Source organism: Nonomuraea sp. NPDC050394, assembly GCF_044459065.1.
GTDB lineage: Bacteria > Actinomycetota > Actinomycetes > Streptosporangiales > Streptosporangiaceae > Nonomuraea.
This window is the reverse complement of sequence record NZ_JBITIO010000019.1, coordinates 45,253-61,544: the sequence shown is the minus strand read 5'-3', so window position 1 is coordinate 61,544 and position 16,292 is coordinate 45,253. Positions and strand designations below refer to the sequence as shown.

Here is a 16,292-nt window from a genome sequence, read left to right as displayed (position 1 = left end):
TGGTGCATTGACACCCAACGGCGTGCGCAGCACTAATAGAACTTAATTCGGAGGTGTCACATGAAGCTCGGGCTGAACCTCGGCTACTGGCAGCGCAACGCCGACGACGCGACCGACGCCGTCCTCGCGGCCGAGCGGCTCGGCTACGACTCGGTGTGGACGGCGGAGGCCTACGGCAGCGACGCCTTCACCCCGTTGGCCTGGTACGGCGCGCGCACCAGCCGCATCAAACTGGGCACCTCGGTGGTCCAGTTATCGGCCAGGACGCCCGTGGCCACGGCGATGACCGCGATGACCCTGGACCACCTGACGGGCGGCCGCCTGCTGCTGGGCGTCGGCGCCTCCGGCCCGCAGGTCGTCGAGGGCTGGTACGGCCGGCCGTTCGCCAAACCCCTGGCCAGAACCCGCGAGTACGTGGACATCATGCGCCAGGTCTGGCGACGCGAGGCCCCCGTCACCAGCGACGGCCCGCACTACCCCCTCCCCCTGCCCGGCGAACTCGGCAAACCACTCAAGCTCATCACCCACCCCCTGCGCCCCGACATCCCCGTCTACCTCGGCGCGGAAGGCCCCAAGAACGTCGCCCTGGCCGCCGAGATCGGACAGGGCTGGCTCCCGCTGTTCGCCTTCCCCTCCAAGATCGAGGAGATGTACGGCGGCGCCCTGGCCGGCCGGGGCCCCGACTTCGAGATCGCCGCCATGGTGATGGTCGTCATCTCCGACGACGTGCGCTCCGCGCTGGACGGCGTGAAGATGATGCTCACCCTGTACATCGGAGGCATGGGCGCCAAGCACCGCAACTTCCACGCCGACATCATCGGCCGCATGGGTTACGCGGAGGCCGCCGAGCACATCCAGGCCCTGTACCTCGCGGGCCGCAGGGACGAGGCGTTCAAGGCGATCCCCGACGAGCTGGCCGACGGCATCTCACTGGTCGGACCGCCCGGCCGGATCAAGGAGCGGCTGGAGCTGTGGCACAAGTCCCCCGTGACCAGCCTGCTGGTGATGGGCCCGCGCGACGAGGACTCCCTGCGCACGATCCGCGACCTGGTCCTTTCCTGACCTTCCGCGCGTCAGGCCAGGAAGGCGCGCAGCACGGTGATCAGGACGGCCGGGTTGTCCTCCTGGACGAGGTGGCCCGCGTCCGGCACGACCGCGAGCTCCCAGTTCGGGAGGCGATCGGCCAGGTCTTCGGCGACGGCCTGGGTGAGCACCCTGCTGCGGCCGCCGCGAACCAGGAGCACCGGCACGCCGGCCAGCTGGGCGGGCAGCCCTTCGATGGCCGCGAGAATGGCGGGGAAGTCGGGGGGACGCAGATCGCCCTTCGGCACCCAGTCGCCGCCGGGCCCGCGGCGGAACATGGTGCCCATCCGGTGGGCGACACCCGCGCGGCCGGCGCGCGGGTTGACGCGCAGCGCGGCCTCCACCACCGTCTCCAGATCCGCCACCGGGCCCAGTCCGAACATGAAGGCCCGCACTTCGCCGGTGCTCTCGAAGTCCACGCCCGGCGCGACGTCGACGAGCGCCAGCCGGTCCACCAGATCGGGCCGCGACTCGGCCAGGCGGGCCGCCACCACGCCGCCGAGTGACATCCCGGCCAGCCGTACCCGGTCGAGGCCGAGGTGCTCGGCCGCGGCGGCGACGTCGGCGGCGTGGGTGTCGACGCGGTAGTCGTCGGACCAGTCGCTGTCGCCGTGTCCGCGCAGGTCCAGCGCGATCAGCCGGGCGTCGCCGCGCAGGCCGAGACAGACGAAGTCCCAGGTACGCGCGGTCAGCCCGCCGCCGTGCAGCAGGAGCACCGGGGTCCCCGTCCCGCCCCAGTCGAGCCCGTGCAACCGGCAGCCCGCGCGGGTGAAGCGGATCTCGCGAGGCGGCGCCGGATCGTGGATCGTGACCCCGAGCGCCGCAGCCAGCTCGATCGTGGTTCGCACGATGCCTCCTTACCTTGGGATCTCAAGGTAAGGAATTTACCTTGGCCAGTCAAGGTAGAGTGGGCGTGTGACCGGCCGAGTGCGACGCAAACCCGATGAAGCCAAACGGATGATCCTTGAGGCGGCGAGCAGGCTGCTCATGGCCGGCGGCCCCGCCGCCGTGCAGGTACGCGCCGTCGCCGCCGAGGTCGGGATGACCGACGCCGCGATCAACCACCACTTCGGCACGCGCGAACAACTCCTGGAGTCCCTGCTGCGGTTCGGCGGATCCAAGCTGAAGGCCGAACTGCGCACCGTCCTGGGCGCGTGGGCCGACGGCCCGGTCGACCCCGCCGCGCTGGTCCACACCCTCTACGCGCTCTACGCCGGCGGTTACGCGGCACTGGCGATCGCGCTGCACCAGTCCGGGTGGCGCGACCCCGGCAGCGGAATGCTCGACGAGGTGGTGGACCGCCTGCACGACCAGGCCCGCCTGCACTGCGCGAGCACCGGAGCGACCCCGCCGTCACGCGAGACGATCCAGCTCACGATGGCCGCACTGCACCAGGCCGTCGCGCTGGAGCCGCTGTTCGGCGGTGAGTTCCGCAGAAGCGTCGGACTGGACACGGCCGCCCGTGACCGCACGCTCGACTGGTGGATCACCCTCCTGCGCACGACCCTCACCGGGCAGAGCGGGCCGAGGTGATCCGGGCCGCCGGGGTCAGCCGAGTACCCGCCGGGCAGCCGCGAGCTGCCGCACCTTGACCGCTCTCAGCTCCCGGAACTTCCCGGGGTGGGCGCGGATGGCGGCGTTCTGGACGCGGGTCTCGGCCGCGGCCCAGATGGACACGACGCCGGTCTTCTCCTTGCACAGCACGTCCCTCTGGGCGGTGCGGATCTCCTGCGTGGTGGGGGCCTTCGTCGACCAGCGCCGGTCGGTGATCGCGGCGAGCGGGTCGGCGTAGCGGAAACCCTCCTCCGCCATGCAGGCGCTCCAGGAGCGGAAGGCGCGGGTGACCCGCCTGTCGCGCTGGGCGGCGTCGAACGTCGCGAAGATGACCTTGTTGAAGAACGCGGCGTCGGCCTTCTGGGCACCGCCGTACATGCTGGCGCGCGCTTGCTTGAGGCACGCCTTCGCCGCCTCGCGTACGCCCGGCGGAGCCCCGGTGACGCGGGCGAGCGCCTTGACCCCGCGAGCGGCCACGGCCGGCCGGTACGGCGGCGCGTGATAGCCGAACACGTCGGCTACCCGCGACTCGATGACACCGTAGCGACGGCGATGCGGCGGCTCGATTTCGCTCTCGCCGGGACCGGGCAGCGCCTGCCAGGCCAGGCCGCGAGCGTTCATGCAGTCGCGGACGACGACGTCCTCGGCGACATCCAGGGTCATGTCCTCGGCGGGGCTGAAGTTGTAGGCGTCAAAAGGAATGGTGAGTTGCCGCACTTGCGGATCGGGTTCTGGAACGGCGATCTCCTGCGGCCCTTTCGACGGCGTTTCCGTTTCGGTCGGCGAGCAGCCGGATGCCGCTCCGACGAGGAGCACAAGGGCCATGCCCCATCGCCGGATCGGCATGCTCATCTCCTAGATGCGAATTATCGCCGCTGAATTACAACGGCTATCTCAGCGAATCCGTCTTGTTGTCGAAGCCGTTGTTCGTGAGGTCCTTGTCCTCACTCTCGGCCAGGGCCTTGTAGCCGGACGAGCCGGAACAGTTTGTCTTGGCGTAGAACTTGATGGTCCGGTTGTATTCGTTCTGCTGGGAGCTCGCCATGTTCCTGTACTCGGGTGGGAGGTTCCCGCAGACCCCGGGCGAGGGCATGATGATCCGAAGCGCGATACCGCGGAAATCGTCGTGTTCGTAAAGGCACAGGCGGTTGTTGGCACAGCGGCCTGCGGCGTCGGCGCGACTGTCGATGACTTCGACGGTCAGCTCGTTGGCAGTGGGTTCGATCGGGTCGTCAGTCGCCTGGGCGGCGGGACCGAATCCCGCGAACCCGACGACGCCGAGCGCCAGGGCGCTGATGACGAGAGCTGCTTTTCGCTTCATGTGCATTTCCCTTCCTTGACCTGTCGACAAGGGGGCAATCGCGATGAGGGCAGCGTGGCGCCACCCTCCAGATCAGCTTCTCTGGGCCCCCTTGAGAAGCTGACTGGAAAGTTATCGTGAATTCACAGGAATGGTCAATATCGACATTGCGAAGCTGCATTCACGCAGCGCCGTTATGCGTATGCGCAAACAGGAAATAGGTTATCTTCGGGCATGGCGAAGGCGCCATTGTGAACACTGTAATCACAAGAGTAATACGTGCGCAAGATGTTTACCGTGTGCACATAAGTGCACAGCGTAAAAGCCCGAGGTGGTAGCCGCGCAGCGGCTAGGGAAGCGGGCGGGCGCCGCGGAGAAACTGCTCGACCGCGGTCTCCACGAGCCCGTCGAGCAGTTCCGGATCGACGAGGTTGCCGTTGATGAGCGCGGCGATGCCCTGGAGGGTCGCGAACAGGACGATCCCGATCCGCGCGGTGTCGCCCGCCTGGAGCATGCCCTGCGCCTGACCTTGGAGGATCAGTTCGATCATCAGCCCGAACGGGGCCTCGGCCGCCTCGGCGATCTGCTTCGCGTCCGGCCGGTGCTTGCTGGTGTACATCAGCTCAAGCAGGGCGGCGTTGTCGGTGGCGAAGCGGGTGTACGCCGTCATCGTGGCCCGAACCCGTGACGGGAAGTCCTCGCCCGCGCCCGCCATCGCGGTGCGCAGCGTGGTGTCCAGGCGGGCGAATCCGGCCACGGCGAGCGCGTCGAGCAGCGCCTGGCGGTTCGGGAAGTGCCGGCGCGGGGCGGCGTGGCTGACGCCGATCTCCCTGGCCAGATCGCGCAGCGCCAGCTGATCCGCGCCGTGTTCCCGCAGGACACGTTCGGCCGCGTCGAGCAGTGCGGCGCGGAGGTTTCCGTGGTGGTAGGGGCGCTCGTCGGTCGCTTCTGGCACAGGCAGAGGCTAGCACAATGTGCCTGTTGACAACATTGTTGTCGGTGCCTACTTTGTAGTCCATGACAACATTCTCTGCGTCTGACGTCCCGTCCATGGCGGGGCGTACCGTCGTCGTCACCGGCGCGAACAGCGGGATCGGCCGTGCCGCCGCCCACGTGCTCGCCGCCAAGGACGCGCGGGTGGTGCTCGCCGTACGCGACCTCGCCAAGGGCCGTGCGGCCGCCGCCGGGATGAGCGGCCGCGTCGAGGTCCGGCGGCTCGACCTCGCCGACCTCGCCTCGGTCCGCGCGTTCGCCGAGGACTTCACCGAGCCGGTCGACGTGCTGATCAACAACGCGGGCGTCATGATCCCGCCGCTCTCCCGTACGGCCGACGGGTTCGAGCTCCAGTTCGGGACCAACCACCTGGGGCACTTCGCCCTGACGAACCTGCTGCTGCCCCAGGTCAGGGAACGGGTCGTCACCGTCTCGTCCGGCGGGCACCGGATGGGCTCGATCGACTTCGACGACCTCGGCTGGGAGCGCAAGCCGTACCGGGCGATGGGGGCTTACGCGCAGTCCAAGCTCGCCAACCTGCTGTTCACCTCGGAACTCCAGCGACGGCTCGGCGAGGCCGGCTCAACGGTGATCGCGACCGCGGCGCACCCCGGGGCCTCGGCCACGAACCTGCTGCGGTTCGACGGCCGGAGCCGCGTGCGGTATCTCGTGATGAAGGCGGCGGTCGGCCTGCTCGCGCAGAGCGACGACGACGGCGCCCTCCCGACGCTGTACGCGGCCGTGGCCGACATCCCGGGCAACAGCTACGCGGGCCCGCGCGGCTTCCTGGAGTCACGCGGCGCGCCCAAGCTCGTCGGCCGCTCGGCGAGAGCGCGGGACGCCGAGGCGGCGCGGCGCCTGTGGGAGGTCTCCGAAGAGCTGACGGGAGTCACCTTTCCCCGGCGCTCTCTCCAAGCGGCCTGAGACGTCGTTACTTCTTGAGCTTGGTCGTGACCAGGGCCGGGTCCGGCGCCTTGATGGACACCTTCTTGTCCCACCCGGTGAAGGTGCTGGTCACTTTTGGTCACCAGGCCGGGCGGGGCGACGTTGATCGTGTACTCGACCGGGGTGCCGTCGCGCCGGGCCAGGATCGTGCTCGCGAACCAGGGCGAGATCTTGTGCAGTCCCTTGAGCGTGACCTTCCCCGTGTACGCGTTGCCGCCGCGCTTGGCCCGCTTGATCAGGGCCGACAGGGTGCCGAGCTGACGATCCTGCTGGTGATGTCGTGCGCGGCGATGCCCTTCTTGCCGAACCCGAAAACGCCCTTGCGCTTGACCAGGTCGACGCTGCCCCCGTCGGCCGACTTCATGGGGACGGAGCCTGACAGACCCAGATCACCGGGAGATCACTCGCGTAAGGTCAGAATGTGGATAGTTCGCTCTTCGTCCTTGTCGAGGACCTGCGTGGTGAAGGCGTCGGCAAGGTGCTCGACCGGGTGCGGGGGTACGGCGTGGCCGGGGTCACCGTCGGCGCCGTCCATCACGGTTCCCGCGACGTCACCCCGCACGGGCCGTCCAAGCTGACCCTGCGGCACGACGGCGCCCACTTCGCCCTGCCGGACGACCTTTTCGCCGGGCTGCGCCTGGTGCCGCCGACCGGCTACACCGACGCCTTCGACGGTCTGCTCGCGGCCTGCCGTACGCGCGGGCTGAAGTTGCACGGACGGGTGGTGTTCCTGCGCAACGGCACGCTCGGCGCCCAGCATCCCGACGTGACCGTGCGCAACTGCTTCGGCGACCGCGGCTACCTGACCGACCTGTGCCCGGCCCACCCCGACGTGCGGCAGTACGCGGTGGCGCTGGCCACGGCCGTCGCCAGGCTCGGGGTGGACAGCGTCGTCGCCGAGGGGCTGCACTACCGGCCGTTGCGGGCCGAGCGATCGTTCGTGCCGCTCGGGCCGATGGACGCGTACCTGATGGCCCTGTGCTTCTGCGACCACTGCGTGGCACGGGCGTGCGCCCTCGGCATCGACGCCCACGCGGCGCGCGAGGAGTGCGCGCGGATCGTCGGCGGCGTCCTCGACGGCGACCCGCCCGCCGAAGGAGAGGTGACCCGGGCCGCCCTGAGCGCCTACGCGGGCCCCGACGTCGTCGCCTACGCCCGCGCCCGCGCGCAGACCGTCACCTCGCTGGTCGCCGAGGTGGCGAAGGCGGTGACCTGCGAACTGGTCTTCATCGACCCGACCGGCGCCGTGAAGGGCTACCGCGACGGCCTCCCCTCACCGGCCCTGGCCGCGCACGACGCCTGGCTCCTCGGCGTCGACCCGGCCGCGCTGGCCGACCTCGTCTCCTCCTTCGCCGTCCTGGCCTACGCCCGCGACGCCGCCCGGGTGGCCGACGACGTGCGCGCGTACCTGCGCTCGGTCGGCAAGCATCGGGAGGTACGCGTGGTGCTTCGCCCGGGTTACCCCGACAACGACTCGGCCGACCGCCTGACCGCCAAGGTGCGCGGCGCCCGGGCGGCCGGCGCCCACGCCGTCGACTTCTACGCCTACGGCCTGGCCAGCCATCGGGTACTCGACCGCATCCCCCACGCGCTTTGTCCTACTCCGCTGGAATGAGGGCGCTCATGTCTGAGCCGAGCATCCAGATCGTCCCCTACGACCCGGCATGGCCGGCACGCGCCGCCACGGCGATGCGCGAACTGCTGGACACGCTGCCCGGCGCGTTCGCGGAGATCGAGCACATCGGCTCGACCGCGGTTCCCGGCCTGGCGGCCAAGCCGATCATCGACCTGATGGCGGCCGCGGAGGATCTCGCGCCGGTCGAACGGCGCGAGTCCGCGCTCACCGCCCTCGGCTACTCGAGGCACTTCAACGGCATGACCGACCGGCTCCTGTACGTGCGCGCGAGAGGCGGCGTCCGCGCCTACCACCTGCACGTGGTCACGCTCGCCGGCTGGCCCACGCGCAACCAGCGCTTCTTCCGCGATTACCTGCGCGAGCACCCTGAGGACGCGGCCCGCTACGCCGAACTCAAGCAGGCGCTCGCCGCCACCGGGATCGATCCGGGCGACTACGCCCGCGCGAAGACGGAGCTCGTCCAGGAGCTGACCGACCGCGCCCGGCGGGAGCGGGGCCTGCCGCCGGTCCCCGTCTGGGAGAAGTGAGCCAGTTTCTCGCCGCTGCGACCAGTCCGGTGATCAGCATGTCGAGGGCCGTGGCATGGGCGAGCTCGTCAGGCGACGTCACCGGCCTGGCGGACGCGCCCGCCTTCCGGTTCGGCCCGCCCACTATCGTCGAACCGTGCACAGACAAGGAGACCGCATGACCACCGCGCTCATCGTCGGCGATCTGCAAGCGGGCATCGTGGATAACTATCCCTTCGCCGCCGGAGTGCTTCCCGTCGTGGAAAAGGTGATTCCCGCGGCCAGGACCGCCGGAATCCCGGTGATCTTCATCCGGTTCGGGCTGCGGGCCTCGGGTCTCGACGTGTCGGCGGGGAACCAGGTGATCAGCGGCCTGCACGGCGCGGGGACGCTGTTCCACGCGGAGTCCCCCGAGACGCAGGTGCACCCGCGCATCCAGCCGTTGCCCGGCGAGGCCGTCGTACTCAAGCACCGCGCCAGCGCGTTCGCGGCGACCGACCTTGATCTGATCCTGCGCGCCCAGGGCGTCGACTCGATCGTGCTGACCGGCGTGGCGACCGCGGCGATGGTCGCCGCCACGCTCTATGACGCCGCCGACCGCGACTACCGCCTCACCGTGCTCAGCGACGGCTGCGCCGACGGGGAACCGGACGTGCACGACTTCCTGGTCAACCGCGTCTTCCCGGCCAGAGGCGCCGAGGTGCTCACGGGCGAGGAGTGGATCGCCCGCCTGTGACCATGATCCGCCCCTACTCTGACTCCATGCGGCCCCCTCGCTCCGCTGCGACCATCGCGTGATCGTCCCCGGCGAAGACCCGCAGCGTCACCCGACCGAGATCCTCGCCCAGGCCGACGCCCACCTGCCCTAAGCGACGATGGAAGCGGCGTGGCGTGACCCGCACGAATGGAGCCCTTCGCCCTGGAGTTCGTCGTGTCGAGCGCTTTGGACCGGATCGGCTGAAACGCGGGGATCTGGGGAGGCCGTCCTATGTGGCCGACCGGGAAGAACTGCCCGCGTGGCAGCGGGAAACCGACGCCGACATCTTCGAGCGCATCGAGCAGGAGCGCGCCAGGGCCTCCTCCCTCCAGACACCTGGCCGCCTCACCCGGGCTCGCCCCTCGGGGGAACGCCGGAGCGGAGCGAGGACCAGGAGTTTCCTCGGGCGGTGTCGCTGCGGTACGAGCCGAAAGGCTGATCATGTCCGGGCTGGCCAACCTTGCGTCACGGCAGGCGAAGAACCTGACTGCCGCGTTCTTCAGTTTCGAGTGCCCGGCAGAGCTCTTGAAGAGAGCCGCAGCGGACGTTGTCCTTGCCCGGCAGAGCAGTACGGCGTATCGCGATCAGAAAGCCGGGGACGCAGCTTTCGTGGATCTCCCAGAGCGGGAAGTCGCGTGTGAGGGTGGCGCGTCCCAGCACGATGGTCACGAGCCGCCGGCCAGAAGCGCGGCCTGCCTCGCCTCCCGCACATGGACGATGCCGCCGGGCAGCGTCACCATGAGATTCCTGCGCGCGACCATGACCGTAGCCCGCCGGCTCCCACGCGGATCGCAGACCTCAAGCTCCGGCTCCTGGTATCGGCGCGGGATTGGGCTCCGCATCTGAACACAGACGCGGCCGATCGACCGTGCACGGCCCACGCGCGCACCTTCGGCGAGGAGACCCGCCACCTCCAACAGGCGCTGCTCGCGGCGCTCCGCGGTTTCACGGGTGATCTCGGCGGCGGGGGTGGTCATGTGCCGAGGTCCGCCAAGTCACCAACGCGTCGGCAGCCCGACCGAGGACCTTCAGGCCAGACGGGGGTCATCTGCTGGTCCGTGGGCCATTCTGCTGGGGATATCGGATCCGTTGAGTATTGGGCGTGGTGGGACATCCATCGCTCCCATTCGGCTGGAAGGGCTGCTGCTCACCAGCCAACCGTCACACCCTCGAACCAGCCAGGGCACCGGGAACGCATTCCTGATGCACGCGTGCGGCATCCTCACACGCAACCGTGCGCCCTTCCCGTACGCTGACCTTGGCCAACGGCGTGTTCTGGAGGTCTCGTGACGACCAGACGGCAACACCTCGCGGAACTGAGACGGTCCCTGGGCTACAACCAGGAGTCGCTCGCCGAGGTGATGGGCACCGACCGGTCTACGGTCTCGCGATGGGAATGCGGGAAATGCGAGCCGCTGCCCTTCATCCGCCCCAAACTCGCCAAGATTCTGAAGGTGACCCCGGCCGAACTCGACATTCTTCTCCATCCTTCCGGCGAGGAGCAGCCGCCGTCTCACTCGCGGCAGAAGATCACCGGTCTGGTCACCCTCCCTTCGAACCTAGATCTGGGTGAATCTGATGAGATGAACCGTCGTGAACTGCTACGCCTGCTGAGCGTCGCTGGCACCCTCGTCGCCCTGCCGCCACGTGACAGCGCCAATACCGATCGAGCCATAGCCTCCGCGCCTCTTGAGCTCGACCAGTACGAGCAGTTGAACGCCCACCTGTGGCAGGTGTTCGGTCTGTCGCAATCCAAGCGCCTGGTCTATCCGGTCGTCAGTCGGCAGCTTCGCGTGTTGACCGCAGCCCTTGAACAGACCAGGAACCTGGCTGCCCATCGGCGGCTGTGCACCCTGACCGGTGACCTGTTCCAACTGGCAGGCGAGATCCTCTTCGACAGCGACCGCTACAGTGACGCCGCCCACTGCTACACCCTGGCAGCCGACGCCGGCAAGCAAGCCGGAGCGCACGACCTGTGGGCCTGCGCCTTGACCCGCCACGCCTTCATCAGCCTGTCCGAACGCCGCTTCCCCCAGGCCGCCTCGATCCTGTCGGCAGCGGCCCGGGTCGCCAATCGCGGGGATCGCCGGTTGGCGACCCGCCACTGGGTCGCCACGGTTCAAGCCCAGGCGTTCGCCGGCATGGGAGACCTAACCGCCTGCGAGCGTGCCCTTGACACCGCTGACCACGTGACGATGCTCACCGGGCCTCTCGCGAGCAGCGGATGGCTCCGCTTCGACGGCTCGCGCCTCGCCGAAGAACGTGGCACCTGCTACCGCGAACTCGGCAGAACCGACCGGGCCGGAAATGCGCTGACCGAAGCCATGGGGCACACGATGTCCCTGCGGCGGCGCGCAAGCATCCTCACCGACCTGGCCATGCTCGGCCTGCAGCGCCACGATCTGGATGAGGTCCTGCATCATGGTGAGACCGCCATCGCGCTCGCCGAGCAGACCCAGTCGACCGGATACGTCGGCCGGAAACTCCAGAACCTCCAGCAACAACTCGGGGCCCACGCCAGCGACCACCGCGTGGCGCAGTTCGCCGAGCGCATCGCCCGGCTCCCCGGTATGGCCCGACCTTGAGAGGAAACGCAGTGCGGATCGCGACAGAGCAGGGCCGGATCTTCCGCGAAGCTTGGATCGCCGGGGTTCACCGGCACTTCCCGGGTGAGCCGAAGCCCGGCTACGTCACCCCGTGGGACGACACACCGGAATGGGAGCGCCAGGCCGCCGCCGCGGTGTACGGGCAGGTGCGGGACTTCATCGAGATCAGCGGCCGCATGACGTCACGCCTGACCCGTGCGCAGAAGGGACGCTTCGTCGCCCTGTGCTGGATCGCCCAGATCTACAAGCACATCGACGAGCCCAAACCGTCCTACGTGGCCGACTGGGAAGAACTGCCCGCATGGCAGCGGGAAACCGACGCCGACATCTTCGAGCGCATCGAGCAAGAGCGCTAGGGTCTCCGCGCTTCAGGCAGCTGGCCCCACCCGGGCTTGCCCCTCGGGAGGACGCCCGAGCGGAGCGAGGACCATGCCCTTGTGGGGGTGTGGGGGGCGCCGAGCCCCCCACACGTCACAGCCCGGAGCCTCCCCAGCGCGAAGCGCCCCTCTGAGAAGAGCGGAGGCCCGAGCTAGTCGGGGCGGGGGGCCGGGTCGGCCGTTACCGCGCGGAGCAGTGGTCTGCTCAACGCTCCCGCTCCGATCACTCCGCCGAAGCCCAGGCCCACACAGACCGCCAGCGTGATCAGGCCGTTCACGCTCACCGAGCCCAGCATGAACGGCATCGCGCAGAACGCGCCCACCGCGATCGCGCCACCACCCATCACGGTCAGCGGGATCAACGTCTCCGCCCGCCGTGCCTTGTCGAGGACCGACAGCGGTGTCCCGGCCAGCCGCAGCAACGCGTACATCTGCCGGCGGTCCAGCACCGACGACGCGGCCGTGATGCCCGAGCTGGCGATCGCCACCAGGAACGACACCGACAGCACCACCACCGTCCCGGCCCCCACGTCCGCGAGCATCTGTATGCCGAACCGCTGGTCGTCGGCCTCGGTGGTCGGTGTCCTGCCGGGGGTCAGGCCGTCCAGGGCCGTCCTGGCCCGGTCCACCGTCGCGGCGTCCGCGGTGGAGCCGAGGGCGGCTACGACGACCTTCTTCTCGGCCTTCACCGTGGCGGTCACGCCCGCCTTCGACAGCCGTTCCTTCGCCTGTGTCACCGCGTCCTGCGCCGACCCGGACAACACCGCGACACGCAGCTGCGCGGGCCCGGGGTCGGACGAGAAGGCCGACGGGCTCAGCAACCCCAGGAAGCCCGCCACGAACCCGGTCAGCGCCACTCCGCTGACCGTGCGCCAGGCCGAGCGCGGGTCGTCCACGAGCCGCCGCCCGGCCAGCAGCCGCGCGGGACGGCGGGCGGATCCGGCCGTGATCCGGCCGATCAGCGCCACCACCCATGGCCCGACCAGGTTGATGCACAGGAACGCCAGCCCGATCACCACCGCGATCACGCTCACACTGGTGCTCCGGCTCAGGAGGGGAACGACCGCCAGCACCGCGATCAACGCCAGCACGCGGAAGAACCGCAGCCCGGGCGGGGTCTCCCGCTTGGCCACCCCCAGCGGGCTGACGACGACCCGGCGCAGCCCCGCCACCGCCGACAGGCCGACGAGCAGCGGCACCGCCACCAGCGTCGCCGCCAGGACGAGGGGGCTTGGCCACAGGTCGGACAAGTACCAGACGCCGCCGCCGATCTGAATGCGCGACAGCAGGGGTACGGCCACGCCGTACAGGATGGCGCCCGTCAGCGCACCGGCGAAGGCGACGATGACCGCCTCGGCCACGGTCATGGCGGCGACCTGGCCGGGGGTGGCGCCGATGAGCCGGAGCGAGGCGAGGCGCTGGTCCCGGCGGGCGACCGTGAGACGGGCCGCCGCGCCCCCGAATACGAGCAGCGGCACGATCATGAGTACGGTCGCGATCAGCGCCAGGACCTTGTACGCCTCGGCCTCCTCCGACGCCGCCCCCGCGAACGAAGCGATCTTGGTAGGTGGCGAGCCGACGATCCAGTCGTCGCTGCGCGGCGCGGTCATGGCGGCGGCGTCGGGACGGTGCCCGATGACGGCGACCAGCTCACCGGGATAAACGAGCCCTTCGTCGCCGATCTGACCGGCGACCTTGGGATAGCGGCCGGCCAGCTGGTCGGCGGGCAGTTCCTTGGCCAGAGCGGCCAGCGCGGGCGACAGCCACGTCTCCCCGGGCGCGGGAAAGCGCGGCAACCCGGGCGGCACAGGCGGCACGGGCGCCACCCCGGCGGATGCCACCCCAGCGAACGCCACCCCCGCGGACGCCGTCCCAACGGGCGCCACCACAACGGGCGCCGTCCCAACGGGTGCCACCACAGCGGGCGCCGTACCGGCGGGCGCTGTCCTGACGGGCGCCGTACCGGCGGGCGCTGTCCTGACGGGCGCCGTACCGGCGGGCGCTGTCCTGACGGGCGCCGTACCGGCGGGTGCCACACCGGCGGCCGCCTTCTCGGGGGTCAACGCGGCCAGGTCGACGACGGTGATCTGGCGGTCGCGGACGAAGTCGTGGCGCTGGGCCTCGATCGCCACCGCCCCGGTCTGGGCGGCGACGGGGTTGCGCCAGGCGCCGCGGTCGGCGCGGGCGTCGAAGGCGAAGTTGGCGGAGACCGCGAACAGCAGCAGCGTGGTGGAGATGGCCACGGCACCGAAGGTCAGCCAGGTGCCGAGCATGCCGCGGCGCCCTCCGCCACGCAGCAGCCGCCAGCTGAGCGCGAGCGTGGTCTTCATCCGTGCGCTCCCCGGAGTGCCAGGATGTGGCCGTCGCGGACCTCGACCATGCGGTCGCAGGCGGCGGCCACGTTGGGGTCGTGGGTGACGACGATGAGCGAGGCGTCGTTGTGCTTGGTGGCCTGGACGAGCAGGCGCATGGTGTCGTGGCCGGTGTTCTGGTCGAGCGCGCCGGTGGGCTCGTCGGCGAAGACGACGGCCGGCTTGGTGACCAGCGCGCGGGCGATCGCGACGCGCTGCGCCTGGCCGCCGGACAGCTCGCCGGGCCGCCGGGTCTCCATGCCCTGCAGGCCGAGGGGGGCGAACCACTCGCGGGCCTGCCGTACGGCCTGGAGGCGGGTGACGCCGCCCAGCATGAGCGGGAGCGCGACGTTCTCCTCGGCCGGCAGTTCTGGCAGAAGCTGCCCGAACTGGAAGACGAACCCGAAGCGGGTACGGCGCAGCGCGCTGCGCTGTCGCTCGCCCATGGCGTCGATGCGCTGGCCGAGCAGGTGCACCTCGCCGGAGTCCGGTTTCATGATCCCGGCCAGGCAGTGGAGCAGGGTCGACTTGCCGGAGCCGCTCGGCCCCATGATCGCCACAGCCTCGCCGGCCCGTACCGCTATGTCCACGCCGCCCAGCGCGACCGTCTGGCCGAATCGTTTGGCCAGCGCCCTTCCTGCAAGCACCTCGTTCATGAGGAAAGCTTCTCGATCAACCGGGCTGCGGCGGATCGGCCGAGCGTCCGGTTGCCCCTCGGCCGAACGGCTGATTCTAGAGTTGGGCCCGTGACTATTCGCGTACTCATCGCCGACGACCAGGAACTCGTGCGCACGGGCTTCAAGATGATCCTCGACGCCCAGCCGGACATGGACGTGGTGGCGGCGGTGGCCGACGGGGCCGACGCGGTCGCCGAGGCCAGACGGCTGCGTCCTGACGTGTGCCTGCTCGACATCCGCATGCCGAAGCTGGACGGGCTGGAGGTGACCAGGGCGCTGGCGGGCCCCGGGGTGGAGAACCCGATGCGCGTGGTGATCGTCACCACGTTCGACCTGGACGAGTACGTCTATGGCGCGCTGCGCGCGGGCGCGACCGGTTTCCTGCTGAAGGACAGCGGCCCGACGCTGCTCATCGAGGCCATCAGGGCGGCGGCGACGGGCGACGCCCTGGTGTCGCCTTCGGTGACGGTCCGGTTGCTGCAGCATCTGGCCCAGCCCAGGCGGAGCGCCGCGCAGCCCGAGGAGGCGCTGACCGAGCGCGAGCTCGACGTGGTACGCCTGGTGGCCAGGGGCAGGACGAACCAGGAGGTGGCCGGCGAGCTGTTCGTCTCGCTGTCCACGGTAAAGACGCATCTCGGGAGCATCCAGTCGAAACTCGGTGCCAGGAACCGGGTGGAGATCGCCGCATGGGCGTGGGAATCCGGTGTGGTGAGCTGATTAATTCCGGGGCCCGCGGGATACAAGTTAGGAGAGAACCCAGCGCATGGCCCGGGGGGAGAACTACGTGCGGGCTGTCCAGACACCACCCACAGGGGCTGCCTCCGCCGTCTACCTGACGCTCGTCATCCAGGTCCTTTCCCTCGGGGCCCTGGTCGTCTTCGAGCAGGTCCGCGGCCGCAGCCTCGCCGGGCAGATCGCCGCGCTCGGCGGCGAGGCCCGAGGCTCGCAGGCCGTGGTCGGCGCGGTCACCGTCTTCGCCGTCCTGATGATGTTGCTGGTCGGCACCACCGTCGCCGCCGCCATCGCCTACCTGACCTGGCTGATCCGCGCCAGGCAGGTCAACGTCCCCACCGCTCCGGCGGCTCCGGTACTGGCCGCGTGGCTGGTGCCCGGCGTCAACCTGGTCGCCCCGTTCGTCCTGGCCGACGAGGTGTGGCGGGGCGCCCGCCCGCCCTTCGACCGGCGCGGGCGCTGGCTGGGGCTGCTGACGGCCTGGTGGGTGTCGTGCCTGGCCGCGGTGTTCCTGGTGGCCGCCCGGCTGCTGGACACCAGCGTGGGCGAGCTGACCGGGCTGGGGCTGACGGAGCTCGCCGTGACGCTGCTGGCCGCGGTGCTGTGCGCGTGGACCGTGCGCGACATCACCGCCATCCAGCGTTCCCTGCACGACAGCCCGCAGGTACGCCGCCTGCCGCTGGCACGTCCCCGCCCCGCCCGTCACGCCGCCTCCGACGTGGCCTCCTGAAGACGTGACTCCTGAAAGACGTGGCTCCCTGAAAGCCTTCTGAAG

The 16,292-nt window shown here is 70.1% G+C and carries 19 protein-coding genes; 10 read left to right on the top strand and 9 right to left on the bottom strand.

Features of this window, described 5'->3' with window-relative positions; translation table 11 throughout:
* Positions 1-60 precede the first annotated feature (60 nt).
* Complete coding sequence (locus tag ACIBKY_RS46920; protein WP_379637684.1) at positions 61-1,062, top strand: LLM class F420-dependent oxidoreductase; 1,002 nt, start codon at positions 61-63, stop codon at positions 1,060-1,062.
* 11 nt (positions 1,063-1,073) lie between these two features.
* On the opposite strand, the gene ACIBKY_RS46915 is transcribed toward ACIBKY_RS46920, so the two are convergent.
* Positions 1,074-1,931, bottom strand: coding sequence for an alpha/beta fold hydrolase (locus tag ACIBKY_RS46915; protein WP_397107764.1), 858 nt, complete (start codon positions 1,929-1,931; stop codon positions 1,074-1,076).
* Between the two features lie 109 nt (positions 1,932-2,040).
* Here ACIBKY_RS46915 and ACIBKY_RS46910 point away from each other — a divergent pair, with 109 nt between their 5' ends.
* Entirely contained in the window at positions 2,041-2,616 is a 576-nt protein-coding gene (locus tag ACIBKY_RS46910; RefSeq protein ID WP_397107762.1) for a TetR family transcriptional regulator, read from the top strand.
* Positions 2,617-2,631: 15 nt separating this feature from the next.
* On the opposite strand, the gene ACIBKY_RS46905 is transcribed toward ACIBKY_RS46910, so the two are convergent.
* The 3 genes from ACIBKY_RS46905 to ACIBKY_RS46895 form a co-directional block, all read right to left on the bottom strand.
* Positions 2,632-3,483: a hypothetical protein gene (locus ACIBKY_RS46905; protein WP_397107760.1), complete on the bottom strand. Its 852-nt coding sequence runs from the start codon at positions 3,481-3,483 to the stop codon at positions 2,632-2,634.
* Positions 3,484-3,526: 43 nt separating this feature from the next.
* A complete protein-coding gene (locus tag ACIBKY_RS46900; protein WP_397107758.1) occupies positions 3,527-3,958 on the bottom strand; it encodes a peptidase inhibitor family I36 protein in 432 nt (143 codons plus the stop codon).
* Between the two features lie 328 nt (positions 3,959-4,286).
* The gene (locus ACIBKY_RS46895; protein WP_397107756.1) at positions 4,287-4,892 is read right to left on the bottom strand and encodes a TetR/AcrR family transcriptional regulator; all 606 of its coding nucleotides are present in this window, start codon (positions 4,890-4,892) and stop codon (positions 4,287-4,289) included.
* A 62-nt stretch (positions 4,893-4,954) separates the two neighbouring features.
* Here ACIBKY_RS46895 and ACIBKY_RS46890 point away from each other — a divergent pair, with 62 nt between their 5' ends.
* Positions 4,955-5,854, top strand: coding sequence for an oxidoreductase (locus ACIBKY_RS46890; RefSeq protein WP_397107754.1), 900 nt, complete (start codon positions 4,955-4,957; stop codon positions 5,852-5,854).
* 256 nt (positions 5,855-6,110) lie between these two features.
* Here ACIBKY_RS46890 and ACIBKY_RS46885 read toward each other — a convergent pair whose 3' ends face one another.
* A complete protein-coding gene (locus tag ACIBKY_RS46885; protein WP_397107753.1) occupies positions 6,111-6,239 on the bottom strand; it encodes a hypothetical protein in 129 nt (42 codons plus the stop codon).
* A gap of 57 nt (positions 6,240-6,296) precedes the next feature.
* On the opposite strand from ACIBKY_RS46885, the gene ACIBKY_RS46880 reads away from it, so the two are divergent.
* From ACIBKY_RS46880 to ACIBKY_RS46870, 3 genes are all read left to right on the top strand, one after another.
* The gene (locus ACIBKY_RS46880) at positions 6,297-7,490 is read left to right on the top strand and encodes a hypothetical protein (RefSeq protein WP_397107751.1); all 1,194 of its coding nucleotides are present in this window, start codon (positions 6,297-6,299) and stop codon (positions 7,488-7,490) included.
* Positions 7,491-7,498: 8 nt separating this feature from the next.
* Entirely contained in the window at positions 7,499-8,038 is a 540-nt protein-coding gene (locus ACIBKY_RS46875; protein WP_397107749.1) for a GrpB family protein, read from the top strand.
* Between the two features lie 157 nt (positions 8,039-8,195).
* Positions 8,196-8,753 carry a cysteine hydrolase gene (locus tag ACIBKY_RS46870; RefSeq protein WP_397107747.1) on the top strand — a complete coding sequence of 186 codons (558 nt, stop codon included), beginning with the start codon at positions 8,196-8,198 and terminating at the stop codon, positions 8,751-8,753.
* Between the two features lie 486 nt (positions 8,754-9,239).
* Here the strand turns inward: ACIBKY_RS46870 and ACIBKY_RS46865 are convergent, their stop codons facing one another.
* Positions 9,240-9,443, bottom strand: coding sequence for a hypothetical protein (locus tag ACIBKY_RS46865; RefSeq protein WP_397107745.1), 204 nt, complete (start codon positions 9,441-9,443; stop codon positions 9,240-9,242).
* Complete coding sequence (locus ACIBKY_RS46860) at positions 9,440-9,751, bottom strand: hypothetical protein (RefSeq protein ID WP_397107744.1); 312 nt, start codon at positions 9,749-9,751, stop codon at positions 9,440-9,442. The genes ACIBKY_RS46865 and ACIBKY_RS46860 overlap by 4 nt, the downstream gene beginning before the upstream one ends.
* Positions 9,752-10,060: 309 nt before the next feature.
* On the opposite strand from ACIBKY_RS46860, the gene ACIBKY_RS46855 reads away from it, so the two are divergent.
* Positions 10,061-11,359 carry a helix-turn-helix domain-containing protein gene (locus ACIBKY_RS46855; protein WP_397107742.1) on the top strand — a complete coding sequence of 433 codons (1,299 nt, stop codon included), beginning with the start codon at positions 10,061-10,063 and terminating at the stop codon, positions 11,357-11,359.
* An 11-nt stretch (positions 11,360-11,370) separates the two neighbouring features.
* Positions 11,371-11,736, top strand: a complete 366-nt coding sequence (locus ACIBKY_RS46850) for a hypothetical protein (protein WP_397107740.1) — start codon at positions 11,371-11,373, stop codon at positions 11,734-11,736.
* 173 nt (positions 11,737-11,909) lie between these two features.
* On the opposite strand, the gene ACIBKY_RS46845 is transcribed toward ACIBKY_RS46850, so the two are convergent.
* Both ACIBKY_RS46845 and ACIBKY_RS46840 read right to left on the bottom strand, forming a co-directional pair.
* Positions 11,910-14,087 carry an ABC transporter permease gene (locus ACIBKY_RS46845; RefSeq protein ID WP_397107738.1) on the bottom strand — a complete coding sequence of 726 codons (2,178 nt, stop codon included), beginning with the start codon at positions 14,085-14,087 and terminating at the stop codon, positions 11,910-11,912.
* On the bottom strand, positions 14,084-14,764 hold the full coding sequence (locus ACIBKY_RS46840) for an ABC transporter ATP-binding protein (protein ID WP_397107736.1): 681 nt from the start codon (positions 14,762-14,764) through the stop codon (positions 14,084-14,086). Before ACIBKY_RS46840 ends, ACIBKY_RS46845 begins: the two co-directional genes overlap by 4 nt.
* Before the next feature lie 90 nt (positions 14,765-14,854).
* Between ACIBKY_RS46840 and ACIBKY_RS46835 the strand changes: the two genes are divergently transcribed.
* Positions 14,855-15,502, top strand: a complete 648-nt coding sequence (locus ACIBKY_RS46835; RefSeq protein WP_397107734.1) for a response regulator — start codon at positions 14,855-14,857, stop codon at positions 15,500-15,502.
* Between the two features lie 67 nt (positions 15,503-15,569).
* Positions 15,570-16,247 carry a DUF4328 domain-containing protein gene (locus tag ACIBKY_RS46830; RefSeq protein ID WP_397107732.1) on the top strand — a complete coding sequence of 226 codons (678 nt, stop codon included), beginning with the start codon at positions 15,570-15,572 and terminating at the stop codon, positions 16,245-16,247.
* The last annotated feature ends 45 nt before the right edge of the window (positions 16,248-16,292 follow it).

What these genes read in the sequence shown, in the direction of transcription:
- ACIBKY_RS46920 (WP_379637684.1), top strand. Translation starts at nt 61, where the DNA reads ATGAAGCTCGGGCTGAACCTCGGCTACTGGCAGCGCAACGCCGACGAC.
- ACIBKY_RS46910 (WP_397107762.1), top strand. Translation starts at nt 2,041, where the DNA reads ATGATCCTTGAGGCGGCGAGCAGGCTGCTCATGGCCGGCGGCCCCGCC.
- ACIBKY_RS46905 (WP_397107760.1), bottom strand. Translation starts at nt 3,483, where the DNA reads ATGCCGATCCGGCGATGGGGCATGGCCCTTGTGCTCCTCGTCGGAGCG.
- ACIBKY_RS46900 (WP_397107758.1), bottom strand. Translation starts at nt 3,958, where the DNA reads ATGAAGCGAAAAGCAGCTCTCGTCATCAGCGCCCTGGCGCTCGGCGTC.
- ACIBKY_RS46890 (WP_397107754.1), top strand. Translation starts at nt 4,955, where the DNA reads ATGACAACATTCTCTGCGTCTGACGTCCCGTCCATGGCGGGGCGTACC.
- ACIBKY_RS46885 (WP_397107753.1), bottom strand. Translation starts at nt 6,239, where the DNA reads ATGAAGTCGGCCGACGGGGGCAGCGTCGACCTGGTCAAGCGCAAGGGC.
- ACIBKY_RS46875 (WP_397107749.1), top strand. Translation starts at nt 7,499, where the DNA reads ATGTCTGAGCCGAGCATCCAGATCGTCCCCTACGACCCGGCATGGCCG.
- ACIBKY_RS46870 (WP_397107747.1), top strand. Translation starts at nt 8,196, where the DNA reads ATGACCACCGCGCTCATCGTCGGCGATCTGCAAGCGGGCATCGTGGAT.
- ACIBKY_RS46860 (WP_397107744.1), bottom strand. Translation starts at nt 9,751, where the DNA reads ATGACCACCCCCGCCGCCGAGATCACCCGTGAAACCGCGGAGCGCCGC.
- ACIBKY_RS46845 (WP_397107738.1), bottom strand. Translation starts at nt 14,087, where the DNA reads ATGAAGACCACGCTCGCGCTCAGCTGGCGGCTGCTGCGTGGCGGAGGG.
- ACIBKY_RS46840 (WP_397107736.1), bottom strand. Translation starts at nt 14,764, where the DNA reads ATGAACGAGGTGCTTGCAGGAAGGGCGCTGGCCAAACGATTCGGCCAG.